Source organism: Nitrobacter sp. TKz-YC01 (assembly GCF_047824785.1).
Classification (GTDB): Bacteria; Pseudomonadota; Alphaproteobacteria; order Rhizobiales; family Xanthobacteraceae; genus Nitrobacter.
Genome location: NZ_CP181167.1, coordinates 1762150 through 1777658, shown reverse-complemented (window position 1 = coordinate 1777658; position 15509 = coordinate 1762150). Strand labels below are relative to the sequence as shown.

16 protein-coding genes are annotated in these 15509 nt (G+C 61.5%); 7 read left to right on the top strand and 9 right to left on the bottom strand.

Annotation, left to right across the window (positions count from 1 at the left end; genetic code table 11):
• Positions 1-202: 202 nt before the first annotated feature.
• Positions 203-859, bottom strand: a complete 657-nt coding sequence (locus ACMYR2_RS08365; RefSeq protein WP_347262891.1) for a DUF2497 domain-containing protein — start codon at positions 857-859, stop codon at positions 203-205.
• A 376-nt stretch (positions 860-1235) separates the two neighbouring features.
• Complete coding sequence (locus tag ACMYR2_RS08360; protein WP_347262890.1) at positions 1236-2654, bottom strand: TolC family outer membrane protein; 1419 nt, start codon at positions 2652-2654, stop codon at positions 1236-1238.
• Between the two features lie 578 nt (positions 2655-3232).
• Between ACMYR2_RS08360 and rpmG the strand changes: the two genes are divergently transcribed.
• On the top strand, positions 3233-3400 hold the full coding sequence (rpmG, locus tag ACMYR2_RS08355) for a 50S ribosomal protein L33 (RefSeq protein WP_006611239.1): 168 nt from the start codon (positions 3233-3235) through the stop codon (positions 3398-3400).
• A gap of 222 nt (positions 3401-3622) precedes the next feature.
• Here rpmG and ACMYR2_RS08350 read toward each other — a convergent pair whose 3' ends face one another.
• Both ACMYR2_RS08350 and ACMYR2_RS08345 read right to left on the bottom strand, forming a co-directional pair.
• Positions 3623-4996: a PleD family two-component system response regulator gene (locus ACMYR2_RS08350; protein WP_347262889.1), complete on the bottom strand. Its 1374-nt coding sequence runs from the start codon at positions 4994-4996 to the stop codon at positions 3623-3625.
• Positions 4997-5006: 10 nt separating this feature from the next.
• On the bottom strand, positions 5007-5372 hold the full coding sequence (locus ACMYR2_RS08345; RefSeq protein ID WP_347262888.1) for a response regulator: 366 nt from the start codon (positions 5370-5372) through the stop codon (positions 5007-5009).
• Positions 5373-5600: 228 nt separating this feature from the next.
• Here ACMYR2_RS08345 and ACMYR2_RS08340 point away from each other — a divergent pair, with 228 nt between their 5' ends.
• Positions 5601-5900 carry a DUF3572 domain-containing protein gene (locus ACMYR2_RS08340; protein WP_347262926.1) on the top strand — a complete coding sequence of 100 codons (300 nt, stop codon included), beginning with the start codon at positions 5601-5603 and terminating at the stop codon, positions 5898-5900.
• Positions 5897-7186, top strand: coding sequence for a DNA polymerase IV (locus ACMYR2_RS08335; protein WP_347262887.1), 1290 nt, complete (start codon positions 5897-5899; stop codon positions 7184-7186). The genes ACMYR2_RS08340 and ACMYR2_RS08335 overlap by 4 nt, the downstream gene beginning before the upstream one ends.
• Before the next feature lie 72 nt (positions 7187-7258).
• On the opposite strand, the gene ACMYR2_RS08330 is transcribed toward ACMYR2_RS08335, so the two are convergent.
• Positions 7259-8146: a cell envelope integrity EipB family protein gene (locus ACMYR2_RS08330; RefSeq protein ID WP_347262886.1), complete on the bottom strand. Its 888-nt coding sequence runs from the start codon at positions 8144-8146 to the stop codon at positions 7259-7261.
• A 229-nt stretch (positions 8147-8375) separates the two neighbouring features.
• On the opposite strand from ACMYR2_RS08330, the gene ACMYR2_RS08325 reads away from it, so the two are divergent.
• The 3 genes from ACMYR2_RS08325 to ACMYR2_RS08315 all read left to right on the top strand — a co-directional run bounded on the left by ACMYR2_RS08325 (position 8376) and on the right by ACMYR2_RS08315 (position 10978).
• Complete coding sequence (locus ACMYR2_RS08325; protein WP_347262885.1) at positions 8376-8843, top strand: RidA family protein; 468 nt, start codon at positions 8376-8378, stop codon at positions 8841-8843.
• 7 nt (positions 8844-8850) lie between these two features.
• A complete protein-coding gene (locus ACMYR2_RS08320) occupies positions 8851-9603 on the top strand; it encodes a glycerophosphodiester phosphodiesterase (protein WP_347262884.1) in 753 nt (250 codons plus the stop codon).
• 133 nt (positions 9604-9736) lie between these two features.
• Positions 9737-10978 (top strand): GNAT family N-acetyltransferase, encoded by a 1242-nt coding sequence (locus ACMYR2_RS08315; protein ID WP_347262883.1) that lies wholly within the window; start codon positions 9737-9739, stop codon positions 10976-10978.
• A 123-nt stretch (positions 10979-11101) separates the two neighbouring features.
• Here the strand turns inward: ACMYR2_RS08315 and tsaA are convergent, their stop codons facing one another.
• From tsaA to rplM, 4 genes are all read right to left on the bottom strand, one after another.
• Entirely contained in the window at positions 11102-11584 is a 483-nt protein-coding gene (gene tsaA / locus ACMYR2_RS08310) for a tRNA (N6-threonylcarbamoyladenosine(37)-N6)-methyltransferase TrmO (RefSeq protein ID WP_347262882.1), read from the bottom strand.
• An 84-nt stretch (positions 11585-11668) separates the two neighbouring features.
• On the bottom strand, positions 11669-12628 hold the full coding sequence (locus ACMYR2_RS08305; protein WP_416193972.1) for a lytic transglycosylase domain-containing protein: 960 nt from the start codon (positions 12626-12628) through the stop codon (positions 11669-11671).
• Positions 12629-12941: 313 nt separating this feature from the next.
• On the bottom strand, positions 12942-13418 hold the full coding sequence (rpsI, locus tag ACMYR2_RS08300) for a 30S ribosomal protein S9 (RefSeq protein WP_347262880.1): 477 nt from the start codon (positions 13416-13418) through the stop codon (positions 12942-12944).
• Between the two features lie 2 nt (positions 13419-13420).
• The gene (rplM, locus tag ACMYR2_RS08295; protein WP_347262879.1) at positions 13421-13885 is read right to left on the bottom strand and encodes a 50S ribosomal protein L13; all 465 of its coding nucleotides are present in this window, start codon (positions 13883-13885) and stop codon (positions 13421-13423) included.
• Positions 13886-14192: 307 nt separating this feature from the next.
• Between rplM and ACMYR2_RS08290 the strand changes: the two genes are divergently transcribed.
• The gene (locus ACMYR2_RS08290; protein ID WP_416193971.1) at positions 14193-15470 is read left to right on the top strand and encodes an O-acetylhomoserine aminocarboxypropyltransferase; all 1278 of its coding nucleotides are present in this window, start codon (positions 14193-14195) and stop codon (positions 15468-15470) included.
• The last annotated feature ends 39 nt before the right edge of the window (positions 15471-15509 follow it).

The window sequence follows — 15509 nt, the reverse complement described above, 5'->3', positions numbered from 1 at the left end:
GCAAATGCAATCACAGTCGGGGCGGTTCAGGTCAATTCACGGAGTAAATCCCCTGGCCGCTAAAAGCCTTTCAGGGCGCATCAAGTCAACAAGAGCACCGAATAAACCGGCCGCATAGCGCAGATGTGAGTTTCTCATGACGCCTGGAGAGGGTTCGGCTTTCCGCTCCGATGGCCACGGTAGTCCCGGCCGCGGGAACGGATCAGGGACGCCCACGCGAGACCCGCTCGATTTCAGCCTTGACGATGCGCTCCACCAGTCCCGGCAGATTGTCATCGAGCCAGGACTTCAGCATCGGGCGCAGCATCTCCTTGACGAGATCCTCAAGGGTGCGGGCGTTGTTGGTCAACACCGTGCTGGCAAGCGAGTTGAAGGCCGTTTCGACCGCTGAAACGGTCGAGTGCGACAGAATTCGCGCCGCCTGCGCGGCATTCGGATTGGACGGAGCGATAGTTGCGGGCTCCGGTGGAGCAGCCGCGTCCTGCGTCACTTCGGCGAATTCCAGATCGTCCTGAGGCTCGATTTTCCGAAAGGCGTCCTGCCTTGCATCCGGCACGGCCATCTCGTCCGTCAGTTCGAGCACCTCATCAGCCTGGGCGGGGCGGCCTTCTTCCCCGGTGGTCGCCGCGTCGAGGTTCGCAAGCATCGCATCGATATCGTCCTGGCTGTTGGGGACATCAGCATCCGCCGGAGCGGCTGGCTTGGGGGCCGGAGCGGTCGATCGAGGCCGCGCTCCCACCGCGTCAGCGACGACTGCTTTTCCGGCCGCCGCGGGCTTTTCATCGTCCGCGATGATGCGGCGGATCGACGCCAGAATCTCCTCCATGGAGGGCTCTTGGACTTTTGCAGGTTGCGTCATGTCCAACTCCACATCTGTCAAGGCCCTCGCCAGAGCGCCAGCTTCAAGCGATACAAGGATTCCATCCGGCTCCAGATGCGGGCGTCGATGTCGATCGCAACCGGATTTATTTCCCAAGAAAGCGCTGCGAACCGGTGCTGACATCCATTCCGGGCCGGCCTTTCGCAGCAGGACCGGCAGCCGACGACGTCCGAATCGCTTCACGACCTCGTGCAAAAGTATGTCACGGCATCAATTGATTGCAAGCAACGGACCGCTAGAGCCGTTCCGCTTCCGATAGAATCAGAAGCTGGCTCTATGATTTTGATTTGACGTGTTTTCTACACGCGAACCGGTGCCCACCTCGCTTGAAAACGCTCCAGCGCTGCCGGCGCAATTATTGCCCGTCCGGCGTACGCAAACCAACCCAGCTGTCGCGAACCTGATGATAGTGGACACTCGGATCGTATACCGTGGTGTTCAGCTTAAGCACCTGCGGCGTCAGCCGGCCAACGGCGTTCAAAACCGAATAAGAGGCGACCACGCGATCGTGTTGAGCCGTCACCAGCGCCACGCGCGCGCTGACGAGCGTCTGCTGCGCGACCAGCACGTCGAACGTGGTTCGTTGACCGGCCTTGGCTTCCTCGCGAATGCCGTTGACCGCGATCTCCGATGCCTCAACCTGCGCCTGCGCCGACTTCACCTGCACCTTGGTTGCTTCGAGCTGGCCCCACGCCTGCACCGTGCTGGCGCGCGCCTGATTGCGGACCTGTTCGAGATTGAGACGTTGTTGCGCCAGCGTTTCCTTGGACTGGCGGATCAGCGAATATTCAGCGCCGCCCTGATAGATCGGCACCGACACCTGCGCGATCGCCGATGCGATGAGTTGACCAGGCAATGTGAGCTGCTGATCATACCCCTTCTGCACGTTGGCCTGAAGGGTCACGGTCGGGAACAGCACGCCCTCCGCAACCTTGACCTGCAAATGGCTGACGTCGATGCCATACATCGCCGCGGTCACATTGGGATTCTGGGTAAGGGCGAGATCCACGGAACCCGCGAGCGTTGACGGCAGAAAGCGATCGACAGGCGAGCCCGGCGCCAATTGCCCCGGTTCGTTGCCGACAATGCGCCGAAAATTCGCGCGCGTGGTTATGAGGGTGGATTCAGTGGCCATGAGCTGGGTGCGCCCGGCAGCGAGCTGGGCCTCGGACTGCGCCACGTCGGTGCGGGTCACCTCGCCAACATTGAAACGATCACGCGTCTGCTTGAGCGTCTCCTCGAGGACGCGGACATTGCTGCGCTGAACCTCCACAATGGCGGCATCCCGCAGATAATCCATATAGATGGTCGCCGCAGCGAGCAGTACGGTCTGCTCGAGAACCCTTAGCCCCTCGCGCGCCGCCGACACCTGTCCTTCCGCCGCACGGGTCCTGTTGGCGGCCTGGAATCCGTCGAACAGCGTCTGCGAAACCGAGGCGCCGATGGCCCTTGGATTGCGCGCACCATGAATTCTCGCTTGCACATTTCCCACCAGACCCTGATCCGGCAGACCCTGACTAACGGTAATATCGGTATACTGGTAGCCGCCGCTCGCGGTCACGGCGACTCGGGGCCGATAGCCCGACAGGGCCTGGGGCACACTCTCGTCGGTCGCACGGACCGCGGCGCGCTGGGCATTGAGCTGAGGATTGCTCTGGTAGGCACGCACCAACGCAGATTCGATGGTGTCGGCGAAGACCCGCGTCGCCGTCCCCGGCCACGCAGTCACAAAAGCCAACACGGCGACCCCCGCCGCCAGTCTCACACCACCCATCCGCAGAATTCCATTCTTCATATCACAAGACGTAAGCAAGGCCGAGCCTCTACGCCGGATCATCCCACCAAGTCACTTTCCCCACCGAGTCACTTTCCTACCAAGTCACTTGCCCCACGCGAACATATTCGCCGCCGGGGTGCTAAGGAACCCCTTGCGAGCCGTCTCGGCGGAAACTCTGAAGTTGAAGCGTTGAAGCCACACCTGCCGATTCGATCATACTGGAAGGACTCTAACCAGCAGCGGACAAAGCTCATCCCTGCAACTTTCTTGCCTTTCACGGAACCAGCGGATGAACCATCCGAAAAATACATAAAAGCAGACAATACTATGACGACGTTCTTGCCTAATATGACAATCGGCTTCATCCAAAGAGCTATGTAACGAGCACCCGAACGATCACGCGGAACAGCTTCGAAAACCGTAACGCCTGCCGCCGACGATCCGCGCCATCATGACTAATTCTGGCGCCGCAGCCTTCGAAATCCTTGACTTTCGACGTTTCGCGGCTAGTTTGCCGGCCAGATGCAGGCCTGATGCGGGCCGGCTTTCCGTTTCCCGACATCAAGGGTTTACACATGGCCAAGGCGGTCACCATCAAGGTCAAGCTGGTTTCCAGCGCTGACACAGGCTTCTACTACGTCGCCAAGAAGAACTCGCGCACCATGACCGACAAGATGGTCAAGAAAAAGTATGACCCGGTTGCGCGCAAACACGTTGAATTCCGCGAAGCCAAGATCAAATAAGCAAGATCAAATAAGATCGGGCTTGGGGAATCGTCATCGTCGCGGAGCTTTCGCGCTCCGTTTTGTTTTGCGCGTTTTACGGCAGTGAGAAGCCGGAGACTTTCACCGTTTTATGAAAGCGGTGAAAGTCTCTGGCTTTATATTTTGACGCGTTTTCTTCACGCGAACCGGATTCCACTTCGCTCGAAAACGCGTCCGAGGCGGGATTCGGGTGGCCGAAGATCAAGCCGCCTCCGCCACGACACGGTTCCGGCCGTCATGCTTGGCGCGGTAAAGCGCGACATCGGCGCGCTTTACAACGTCCGAGACAGGCTCTCCCTTGCGCTCCAGAGTCGATAATCCGATCGAAATGGTCACCTTGATCAGCTTCGTCCCCTTGTGGATGGAGAACGGTTCGCCAGCAATCGCGCGGCGCAAGCGCTCGGCCACCATGCCCGCGACATGCAGGTCGGTCTCCGGCATCACGATCACGAACTCCTCGCCGCCGTAACGGCAGGCCAGATCGATGCCTCGGATAGCTTTGCGGATTCGAAGCGCGAACTCCCGCAGAACATCATCACCGGCATCATGGCCGTAGTTGTCATTGATCGCCTTGAAGTAGTCTATATCCAGCATCATGAGCGCCAATGACTGCCCGCGCAGCGAAGCCTGCTCGGCCAGCGCAGTCAGATGGCTTTCCATGTAACGCCGGTTGTGCAGCCCGGTCAGTCCGTCCGTGACCGCCATTTCGATCGAACTCATCACGTTGTCACGCAGGTGAACGGTATAGCGACGGCGGCGGACTTGCGTGCGCGCGCGGGCGAGCAGCTCGTTCCTGTCGATCGGCCGCAGCAGATAATCATTGATGCCGATCTCGAGACCACGCAGCAATCGCGGGCTGCCATCGGCGTCGGCAACGGCCAGAATCGGAACGTGCCGCGTCCGCTCCAGCGAGCGCGCCTGACTGCACAGCCGCAATCCGTCAAAGTTTTCCAGCCCGAGCGAAACGATCAGGAGATCGTAATCGCTCTCGGCGGCACGAAACAGCGCCTCGGAGGGGTCGGCTTCGACGTCGACGGCGTGTTCGGCGCTCAGCATCGACGCCAGCCGCTCATACGACGAGGGACGATCGTCGACCAGCAGGATGCGCCCGCCCTTCCCGCTATCGCAAACCGCCTCGCGCTCCGGCGCCTGCACGCCGATTTCGAGCGACGTCATGGCCCGCATGCGGAGTTCGTCGGTCATCATCTTCAGACGCGTCAGCGAGCGAACCCTCGCGGTCAACACGACATCCGATACCGGCTTGGTCAGGAAGTCATCGGCGCCGGCCTCAAGGCCGCGCACGCGGTCGGACGGACTGTCCAGCGCGGTGATCATCACCACCGGAATAAAATGGGTTGCCGGGTTGGCCTTCAGCCGGCGGCAGACCTCAAAACCGTCCATGTCAGGCATCATCACGTCGAGGAGGATGATGTCGCACTCGGCGCGGGCGCAGGTCTCCAGCGCCTCCGCGCCATTGGACGCCGTTATGACGTCGAAATATTCCGCCGACAACCGCGCTTCCAGGAGCCGGACATTGGCGGGGATGTCGTCGACGACCAGAACACGCGCGGACACTCTTGTCTCCTCAACCCACGAACCGGCGGACGGTCTCGATGAACTTGCCCACCGATATCGGTTTCGACAGGTAGGCCTCGCAGCCGCCCTCGCGGATACGTTCCTCGTCGCCCTTCATCGCAAACGCCGTCACCGCAACCACGGGAATTGCGCGCAGTTCGGGATCGTCCTTGATCCAGCGCGTGACATCCAGACCGGATACCTGCGGCAACTGAATATCCATGAGGACCAGATCGGGGCGGAGCTTGCGAACCATATCGAGCGCCTCGAAACCGTTGCTGGTTCCGGACGTGTGATAACCATGAGCCTCCAGCAGATCGCGGAAGAGCTTCATGTTGAGCTCGTTGTCTTCCACGATCAGGACCGTCTTGGCCACGCTGGCCCTCCAGTCGACTCGGTGCTCGTCCGCCCTGAGCGATAATATGCCGGCACCTCGACACTTATCCGCAAACTGGAGTTAGATTTGCACCAGAGTTCGCTCTAAGTCGTTAAGACATAAGACGATCTTTATGCGAGCGGATTAATGATCGCTTGAAGGTTTCGGGACTCGGTCGCTCTGGTTCCAAAGTAAAATCGATAGGTTACGGAAAGGCAAATGGTCGCGATGACAAAGCGTGTGCATAACCCGCGCGAAGCCGCTGAATTTGTGGCAATTCAGGCCCTTTCATTTGTCGCGGCCGACGCCGAGCTTTTAGGCCGGTTTCTGGCCGAGACCGGCATCGGTCCGGAGACTCTGCGCAGTTCCGCCTCCGATCCGCATTTTCTTACCGCCGTGCTCGATTTCGTGCTGCGCGACGACGCAACCGTGAAAGCGTTCTCGGAGTCCTCAAGGCATCATCCGACCACGATCGCGGCCGCCCGGCAGGCGCTCGGCGATGTTTTTCCGGAACGCGACCTCCCGTGACCGCGGGTCCCTCGGATGGTCCGTTGTGCTTTTGCCGGGATTGTCTCAACGATCTCAGCTTGACGGCGCCCCGTTGCGGCGGGTGCGGCTCGCCCCGGCTAGTGCGGCATCGCGCCTTGCCGGCGCTGGCCATCGCCCACATCGATTGCGACGCGTTCTACGCCACGGTCGAGAAGCGGGACAATCCGGCGCTGGCGGACAAGCCCGTCATCGTGGGCGGCGGCAGGCGCGGCGTGGTATTGGCCGCCTGCTATACCGCCCGGACGTACGGCGTGCATTCCGCGATGCCGATGTTCAAAGCCCTTGCGCTTTGCCCCTTCGCGGCGGTGGTCCCTCCCGACATGGCGAAATATGTCCGGATCGGTCGGGACGTGCGCACCGCCATGCAGGCGCTGACGCCGCTGGTCGAGCCGCTGTCGATCGACGAAGCCTTCCTTGACCTCAGCGGCACCCGACGCGTTCACGGCATGATTCCCGCCAAGGTGCTGGCGAAGTTCGCAACCCGCATCGAATGCCAACTCGGCATCACGGTATCGGTCGGGCTGTCGTGCAATAAATTCCTCGCGAAGATCGCCTCGGATCTCGACAAGCCGCGCGGCTTCGCGGCCCTCGACCAGGAGGAAGCGCGCGCCATGCTCGCGGACAAGCCGGTAGGCTTTATTTTCGGCGTCGGTCCGGCCACCCAGCAGCGTCTGTCGGAGCGCGGCTTTCGGACCATCGGCGATCTGCAACATGCCGGCGAGATCGACATGATGATGCAGTTTTCCGCCGACGGGCGTCGGCTGTGGCGGCTGGCGCAAGGCATCGACGACCGGCGGGTGATCGCGGATCGCGGCGCCAGGACCATTTCGAGCGAGACGACATTCGAGTCCGACACCCGCGATTTCGCCACGCTCGAACGATGCCTATGGCGGCTGTCGGAGAAGGTCTCCTCGCGGCTGAAGGCCAGTGAACTCTCGGGATCGACCATCACGCTGAAACTCAAGACCGCCGACTTCCGGCGAAGAACGCGGTCGCAATCGATCTCCGTTTCGACCCAGCTCGCGTCGAAGATTTTCGCCACATGCCGGGAGATGCTGACCAAGGAGGCCGATGGCACCGCTTTCCGCCTGATGGGAACGGGCGTCAGCGCGCTTCGCGCGGTATCGCAAGCCGGCGAGGCCGATATGCTGGACCTTCGCTCAGCTCATGCTGAACGGGCAATGGATGACCTGCGCAAGAAATTCGGGAGCGCGGCCGTCATCCGGGGCCTGGCCTATGACGGGCCCGACAAACCACGCCAGTAATAATGCTGCCCCGTATTCAAGCGGACAAGCGCGCGATCGAAGGCCCGCGTTCCGAAATATATCGGGCTGACGTCACTTGCAGGGCCTGGCGCTCCTGGCATCGCCGAGGTCGAACTTGTCCATCTTCCCGGAAATCACGAAGTCATTGTAATCGAGCACCAACGCCCGCGATACGCCATCCTCGAACAGCTCAAATGACATGGCGTAATTCGGGGTCTGTTCACCGTTGGCATGCGCGGCGCCGCGTTCGTAGTAACTGACAGTGACCGGCCATCGCGTCAGGGTCTTCATCTGATCATTGGCGGTCGATGGATCAGGCGATGAGCCCGTCGCCTCCCCTCGAATGGGTTTCCCGATCACTGAAAACGTGTTGTAGACTTTCTCGCCATTGTCCGATCCGTCATACACGGTCAGCTCGAGCACCGACTTTCCTGCTTTCGCGGCCGCGATGATGCGCTGGATCTGCTCGGTCGGAAACACCGCCTTGCCGTCGAGGGTGAGCGTTTTGGCGACGGGCCGCTTTAACTTGACGGTGATCTTGCCACCCTTGCGTTCGGCGATTCCGTCGACCTCGCTCTGGTCGGCCTCATTCGTGCGGGTGACGATCTTGAAACGGTATGCCTTTCCTTCCGCGTCCTCCCAGCTCGTGGAACGCATGTCGCTGAGCGTCGTCTCGCCTTCGCCGTTGTTCATTTCCGAAACTTGCCGGAAGTCGGACGTGTAGCCTTCGCAGGCGCTTCCGGAAAACTTGTAGAGGATTCGCCCGCTCGCACTGTTGATCGATGAGCTTCCGCGAGATTTCACCAGGCTCAAATCGTACAGCGCCTGATGAGAGAGAAACGAAACTCCGGCGGCGGCATGCGTGGCGCCGCCATGCGCCGGCAGGATCGCTGCGGCAACGATTGTCGTCAGAAACCACGGCCAAAGCCGCGAGGCGGAGCAACGAAAACAGTGGCGCATAGCATCTCTCGATGGATCGGATCCGACCATAGTCACCGCTCAATTGCGCCGCAATTGGGGAGGCCCGCCGCAATCCTGCTTATTTGCTGCTTGTCTCGAAAGTTTGATCGGCTTCCCGTCGGGCCACACGGAGATACGGCTCGAATCCGGCAATTGCTTGCATGTCGCAAGACGATAGGCGAGATAGACTCCACAGATTTTCGAGTGGAACGTCTATTAGGGGACTGAAATGGCAGGAGTGATCGAGCAGAATCTGGCCGCGCAAGGCATCGTCCTGCATGAACCGGCATCTCCCGTGGCGAATTACGTCGGCTTCGTGCGTACCGGCAACCTGCTGTTCGTGTCCGGACAACTCTGCCTGGATCCGGACGGCAACCTGATCGCAAAGGGCAAGCTGGGCGCGGATGTCACCGTTGAACAGGGCAACGCGGCGGCGCGCGGCTGCGCCATCAATCTGCTGGCGCAGGTCAAAGCCGCGCTCGGCGATCTCGACAAGGTCGCCCGTGTCGTCAGGCTGGGCGGCTTCGTCAACTCCGCCCCCGATTTCGCCGATGGTCCCAAGGTGTTGAACGGCGCATCGGATCTGATGGTTGCGGCGTTTGGCGAGAAGGGCCGCCACTCGCGCAGCACGGTCGGCGTCGCCGCCCTTCCCGCGAATGCGGCGGTCGAGATCGAAGGCCTGTTCGAAGTCGTCTGAACCCCGAATGCGCGCGCCCGACTGGCTGACATCACGCCCGATCGCCCACCGCGGCCTGCATGACCACGCTCGCGGGATCATAGAGAACATGCCCGGAGCGATCCGCGCGGCCATCGCGGGAAAGTTCGCCATCGAGGTGGACATCCAGCTGACCGCCGACGGCGAGGCCATGGTCTACCATGACGATGAACTCGGCCGGCTGACGGAAGGTTCGGGGGCGTTGCGGGCCCGGACCGTGGCCGAGCTCAAGCAGGTCGTTTTCAAGGACACGCCAGAAAGAATGATGTCGCTTGCGGATCTTTGCGCGCTGGTCGCGGGCCGCGTGCCGCTGGTGATCGAGGTCAAGAGTCACTTTGATGGCAGTACGCGGCTGGTGCGCCGGATGGCGGAGGTGCTGTCCGGCTATGACGGGCTGGCGGCGGGGATGTCGTTCGATCCGGATCAGGTCATGGCGATGCGCGAGTTGATGCCGTCGCGCCCGCGCGGCATCGTCGCCGAGCGCCATTACGCGAAGGCCGACTGGCCGGAGGCCAGTTCGCGCCAGCGCGCCGCGATGACCCATCTGCGTCACGCCTTCCGCACGCGGCCGCATTTTGTCGCTTACAACGTGAACGAACTTCCAGCCCTCGCCCCCTGGATTTCACGAAACATTTTCAGATGCCCTCTGCTGACATGGACGGTGCGCACCGCGCAACAGCGCGCCCGTGCGGATAGATATGCCGACCAGATGATCTTCGAGGGCTTCTACCCGAACGCATGATCCCGCGACCCTTGATGTCGCCGGCATCGTGTCCAATCTCTGGCTGGGTTCGAATCAAGCATCGGACCGCCACACCGTAAAGTCACTGCGTGCAGGGGCTGATTTCTCAAGCCGGGACCGGTTCAACTCCTCGATGCCCTCATCTGAAATATCGCTCGAAGCTGTCGGATCCGTCAGCGAAATTCCGGCTGCGGACTGGGACGCCTGCGCCAATCCGGCCTTCGCTCCGGGGGCAACGTCCGACAGCGCAAACCCGGCGTCTCTCCAGGATTCACCTTCAAGTTCAAAATACCCATATAATCCTTTCGTTTCACATGCCTTTTTTATGGCTGTTGAAACGTCGAACTCGGCCTGCGCCCGAACCGGTTGGGGACCGCGTCATCTGATCGCGCGCCAGAACGGAGCGATCGTCGGCATCGTCCCCTGCTATCTGAAATCACACTCGCAGGGTGAGTATGTTTTCGATCACGGCTGGGCCAATGCCTATGAGAGCGCCGGCGGACGCTATTATCCCAAGCTCCTGGCGTCGGTTCCGTTCACACCCGCCACCGGCCCACGGCTTCTGATCCGACCCGGCGAGGACGAAGCCGATGTCCGCGCCGCGCTGGCGGACGGCCTCGTCGGCCTGTGCGATGCGACCCGCGCGTCGTCGGCCCACGTCACTTTTGCTTGCAAGGACGAATGGGCCTTCCTCGCGGGGAAGGGATTCCTCCGGCGCACCGACCAGCAATTTCATTGGCGGAACGACGGCTATTCCAGCTTCGAGGACTTCCTCGCCAGCCTCAACTCGCGACATCGCAAAGCGATCCGCCGCGAACGTCGCGATGCGCTGGCCAACGGCATCACCATCCACGTCCTCACCGGCAGCGACCTCACCGAGGACATCTGGGACACCTTCTTTCAATTCTATATGGAAACGGGGACGCGCAAATGGGGCCGGCCCTATTTGACCCGGCCGTTCTATTCGCTGATCGGCCAGAGCATGAGCCGGGATATCGCGCTGATCATGGCCCGGCGCAACGGCCGCTGGATCGCGGGCGCCATCAACTTCATCGGGTCGGATACGCTGTTCGGACGGCACTGGGGCGCCATCGAGCATCATCCCTTTCTGCATTTCGAGGTCTGTTATTATCAGGCGATCGATTTTGCGATCCGGCATCGCCTGAAAACCGTTGAGGCAGGCGCGCAGGGCGAGCACAAGATCGCAAGGGGCTATCTTCCGCAAACCACCTATTCGGCGCACTATATCGCGGATCCGGGGCTGCGACGCGCGGTGGGTGACTTCCTCAATCGCGAACGTCACTACGTCGCCGAAGCGGCTCGGGAACTGACGGAATCCGGCCCGTTTCGCAAGACGGACGACGGCGTCGCCTGACGCGATACCCTAGAGCATTATCGCTTCTGATAGGATTAGAAGTTTGTCCTATGATTTTGATTTGACGCGTTTTCTTCACGCGAACCGGTGTCCGCTTCGCTTGAAAACGCTCTATGGCGGCGTTCAGCCCGCTTCGGCATCGCCCTTCGGCGCCAGCGCGAGTGGACAGCGGATCGGCTTGATGTCGAGCAGCGGCGTCTCGTCGAGACAATCCAGTCCGCGCACCAGAACCGTGGAGCCCTCGATACCCACCAGCTTCACGATCGACGTCCCGATCGGATTGGGCCGCACCGGGGAACGGAGCGCAAAGGTTCCATGGGACCTGCCGCTGCTTTTGGGAACCTGCTGTACGATGTCGCGACGCGACAGGTGCAGCCAGTAAATAACCTCGATGTTCTCGTATCTCTGGAGCCCCTGCAGCGCCGGCTTCCATGGATCGAATATTTCGAGGCGGCAAACCGGTCCGTCAGGCTGCCCCTGACGCGGCGTCTCTGCTCGGGTCACCCACGGCGTTCGAATGCGGCCGACGAACACCAGCCCGGCATCCGTTGCCGGCGGCGGCTCGACCGTGACCTCTCCCGCCCGGACTTCATTTTCTTGTCCCATCGCCCTCGGTCCTCTTTTCCTGGTCCGGGCCTGTTACCCGCTGCGGCAGAACAGCTTGCACAGACCGCACGCCACCGCTTGACCTTACCCTTTCACGCGCGGGTTCCGCAGCACCAGGCAAGCGCCGCCGGCGCGCCGGATCCGGTTGCAGAGATCGTTCGCCTCCGTACGCGAATCGGCCCCGATCCGCACCTGATAGAATGTCCGCGTGCCACGGCTGCGCCATAGAGAGCCCAGCAGACTCGGATCGCGGTCACCGATCACAGCGCCGAGGCGCCGGATGGCTCGTGCGTACATCGCCATCGCGCCGCCACGGTTGAATCCCGCCGCGAGTTGCACGCCCCACGGCTTGTCCGCACCGAGCTTGACGTGCTGTTCGAGGCCGGTGACAAACGGATTGGGCGCGCGCTTCAACAGCGCCATCAGTTCACGGCAGCTCGTCGCGTCTGAATGGGCTGGCGGCTTGCCGCTCTTGCCGGCGGCGGCCCAGTCCTCGATGGGCGATCCCGTGATGGCGAAAACATAGTTGCGCGTCTCGGCGGGCATCGATCCCTTGCCGTCAAGCCAATCCTGCAAACGGCGGGGTCCGGCGTTATAGGCCGCGGCCGCCAGTCCGAGATTGCCGAAGCGCCCGCGCAACTCGTTCAGATATTCCGCCGACTTGGGCAGGGCCTGCACCGGATCGAACGGATCAAGCAGCCGCCGCTCGTTCGCCGTCCCCGGCATGAACTGGGCAATGCCCTGCGCGCGCTCGCCGCTGCGGGTCACGGGGCCTATGGCGTCGGACTGAAACCGGCTCTCCTGCCAGATGACGCGGGCGAAAAACCCCAGCGGCAAGCTTTCGGCCCTGGCCGCGGACTCGACCATCAGACAGATCGCCTCGCGCGTGTCGTGATCGGCCTTGGCTGTTTTATCGGACTTGTCTGACTTATCCGACCCGGCGGCTTTATCGGACTTGTCTGTCTTATCCGGTTTGGCGGCGGGTTCGGGAGTAGCCGCCGTCCCCGCGCCTACCTGCGCAAAGGCCAGACCGGGCACCACCATCAGAAACGCTGCCAATACGCAGCGTATGCGACCGGACAGGCGCTGGGCGATACCAGAGTCTCTTAATGCTTCATGGAAACAGTGAAAGACTTTATATTTATATTTTGACGCGTTTTCTTCACGCGAACCGGATACCGCTTCGCTCGAAAACGCTATGGTTCTTTTCCGCGACGGCAGCGAAGCCGGATGCATCCTGCAAGGATAACAGACTTCCGCAAAAACCCTCCATAGCCCCCTGCTCTATCAGGAAAAATTGAGCGAGGGTTCGGAAAGCCGAACCTTCGCCGCTGGGTGCGGCGAAGGTCGATTTCGATCAGCGCTTCGAGAACTGGAACGAGCGGCGGGCTTTCGCCTTGCCATACTTCTTGCGCTCGACCACGCGCGAGTCGCGGGTGAGGAAGCCACCCTTCTTGAGCACGCCACGCAATTCGGGCTCGAAGTGGGTCAGTGCCTTGGACAGCCCGTGACGGACAGCACCCGCCTGGCCGGACAGGCCACCGCCGGCAACCGTGCAGACCACGTCATACTGACCGGCGCGCGCGGCTGCGACGAGCGGCTGCTGGATCATCATTCGCAGCACGGGGCGCGCGAAGTAAACATCGACCTCGCGGGCATTGACCAGGATTTTGCCGGCGCCCGGCTTGATCCAGACGCGGGCAACCGCATCCTTGCGCTTGCCGGTGGCGTAAGCGCGGCCATACTTGTCGACTTTCTTGGTGTGCTTCGGCGCATCCGACTCGGCCGTCTTGAGCGCGGACAACTGGTCGAGAGACTGAATGGTATCGGCCATGATTATGCGGCCCTCATGTTCTTACGGTTCATCGCACCGACATTGACGACTTCCGGCTGCTGCGCCTCGTGCGGGTGCTCCGCGCCGGCATAGACCCGGAGGTTGCCGAGCTGCACGCGTCCGAGCGGGCCGCGCGGAATCATGCGCTCCACGGCCTTTTCGAGGACACGCTCCGGAAAGCGTCCTTCCAGAATTGACTTCGCCGTGCGCTGCTTGATGCCGCCGATATATCCGGTGTGGTTGTAATAGACCTTGTCGTCACGCTTGCGCCCGGTGAAAACCACCTTGGCGGCATTGATGATGATGACATTGTCACCGCAATCGACGTGCGGAGTGTAGGTCGGCAGATGCTTGCCGCGCAGCCGCATCGCAACGAGGGTGGCGAGCCGTCCGACCACCAGTCCGCTGGCGTCGATCAGCACCCATTTCTTCGTCACTTCGGCGGGCTTTGCCGAGAACGTTTTCATGTGAGACATCCGTGAAAGAGACCTCGGCGCCCACGCGCCGAACTGTTGGAGGTTCTAGAGGCGCGACCTTTCCGCGTCAACGCCATTCAGGTGATATTTCTGTAGAATAATCATCGGCTTATGAAAATGGTTCTATATTACCTGCGAAAACTGTGAGCATTTGGAGTGGAGTATGAATTTGATTTGGAGGACCGCATCCCGGGGGGCCTGCGCGAAACACCGGGGTTGTCCGGCGGCGCCTTGACGTCAACGCGCGATCCCATCAGCATCATCGACGTCACATTCGACCGAGCAGACAGGATACGAGATGACCGATCGCACTCCGGGCTTCGCAACGCTTGCCGTCCACGCCGGCGCCCAGCCTGATCCGACCACCGGCGCACGGGCGACGCCGATCTATCAGACTACCTCCTTCGTGTTCAACGATGCCGATCACGCGGCTTCGCTGTTCGGATTGCAGGCGTTCGGCAACATCTATACCCGCATCGGCAATCCGACCAACGCGGTGCTGGAAGAGCGCGTCGCCGCGCTCGAGGGCGGCACCGCGGCGCTTGCGGTGGCGTCGGGACACGCCGCGCAGGTCATCACGCTTCAGCAGCTCATGAAACCCGGCGATGAGGTCATCGCAGCCCGCAAGCTCTATGGCGGGACGATCAATCAGTTCACCCACGCCTTCAAGAGCTTCGGCTGGAACGTGGCGTGGGCGGACCCCGACGATATCGACACCTTCGAGCAGGCCGTGACGCCGCGAACACGGGCGATCTTCATCGAATCGGTCGCCAATCCCAGAGGCGCCATCACTGATATCGAAGCGATCGCGGAGATCGCGCGCAAGGCGGGCGTCCCCCTGATCGTCGATAACACGATGGCGAGCCCCTATCTCATTCGGCCGATCGAGCACGGCGCCGATATCGTGCTTCACTCGCTCACGAAATTCCTCGGAGGCCACGGCAACTCGCTCGGCGGCATCATCGTCGATGCGGGCACGTTCGACTGGTCGAAGGACAACAAGTATCCGATCCTGAGCGAACCGCGCCCGGAATATAACGGAATCCGGTTACAGGAGACGTTCGGCAATTTCGCCTTCGCGATCGCATGCCGCGCGCTTGGACTGCGCGATCTCGGCTCGGCGCTGTCGCCGTTCAACGCCTTCATGATCCTGACGGGCATCGAAACGCTGCCGCTGCGGATGAAGAAGCATTGTGAGAATACCCAGGCGATCGCAGAATGGCTGGCCGCCCATCCCGCGGTCGCGGCGGTCAACTACGCCGGATTGCCCGGCGACAGGTACAACGCCCTCGCCCGCAAATATTCGCCGAAGGGCGCCGGCGCGGTGTTCACCTTCAGCCTGAAAGGCGGATACGACGCCGGCGTCAAGCTGGTGTCGAAACTCAAGCTGTTCTCGCACCTCGCCAATATCGGCGATACCCGATCGCTCGTGATCCACCCGGCATCGACCACGCACAGCCAGCTCGACGATGCGGCGAAGATCAAAGCCGGCGCCGCCCCCGATATTGTTCGCCTGGCGATCGGCATCGAGGACAAGGAAGACCTCATGGCCGACCTCGAGCAGGCGATGGCGTGAAGGGTGCGCATAAGCCTAGAGCCATGTTTGTTTTAGACG

Bases quoted from the DNA above. Each gene is read 5' to 3' on its own strand.
- ACMYR2_RS08365 (WP_347262891.1), bottom strand. From the start codon at position 859: ATGACGCAACCTGCAAAAGTCCAAGAGCCCTCCATGGAGGAGATTCTG.
- ACMYR2_RS08360 (WP_347262890.1), bottom strand. From the start codon at position 2,654: ATGGGTGGTGTGAGACTGGCGGCGGGGGTCGCCGTGTTGGCTTTTGTG.
- rpmG (WP_006611239.1), top strand. From the start codon at position 3,233: ATGGCCAAGGCGGTCACCATCAAGGTCAAGCTGGTTTCCAGCGCTGAC.
- ACMYR2_RS08340 (WP_347262926.1), top strand. From the start codon at position 5,601: ATGACAAAGCGTGTGCATAACCCGCGCGAAGCCGCTGAATTTGTGGCA.
- ACMYR2_RS08330 (WP_347262886.1), bottom strand. From the start codon at position 8,146: ATGCGCCACTGTTTTCGTTGCTCCGCCTCGCGGCTTTGGCCGTGGTTT.
- ACMYR2_RS08325 (WP_347262885.1), top strand. From the start codon at position 8,376: ATGGCAGGAGTGATCGAGCAGAATCTGGCCGCGCAAGGCATCGTCCTG.
- ACMYR2_RS08320 (WP_347262884.1), top strand. From the start codon at position 8,851: ATGCGCGCGCCCGACTGGCTGACATCACGCCCGATCGCCCACCGCGGC.
- ACMYR2_RS08315 (WP_347262883.1), top strand. From the start codon at position 9,737: ATGCCCTCATCTGAAATATCGCTCGAAGCTGTCGGATCCGTCAGCGAA.
- tsaA (WP_347262882.1), bottom strand. From the start codon at position 11,584: ATGGGACAAGAAAATGAAGTCCGGGCGGGAGAGGTCACGGTCGAGCCG.
- ACMYR2_RS08305 (WP_416193972.1), bottom strand. From the start codon at position 12,628: ATGGTGGTGCCCGGTCTGGCCTTTGCGCAGGTAGGCGCGGGGACGGCG.
- rpsI (WP_347262880.1), bottom strand. From the start codon at position 13,418: ATGGCCGATACCATTCAGTCTCTCGACCAGTTGTCCGCGCTCAAGACG.
- rplM (WP_347262879.1), bottom strand. From the start codon at position 13,885: ATGAAAACGTTCTCGGCAAAGCCCGCCGAAGTGACGAAGAAATGGGTG.
- ACMYR2_RS08290 (WP_416193971.1), top strand. From the start codon at position 14,193: ATGACCGATCGCACTCCGGGCTTCGCAACGCTTGCCGTCCACGCCGGC.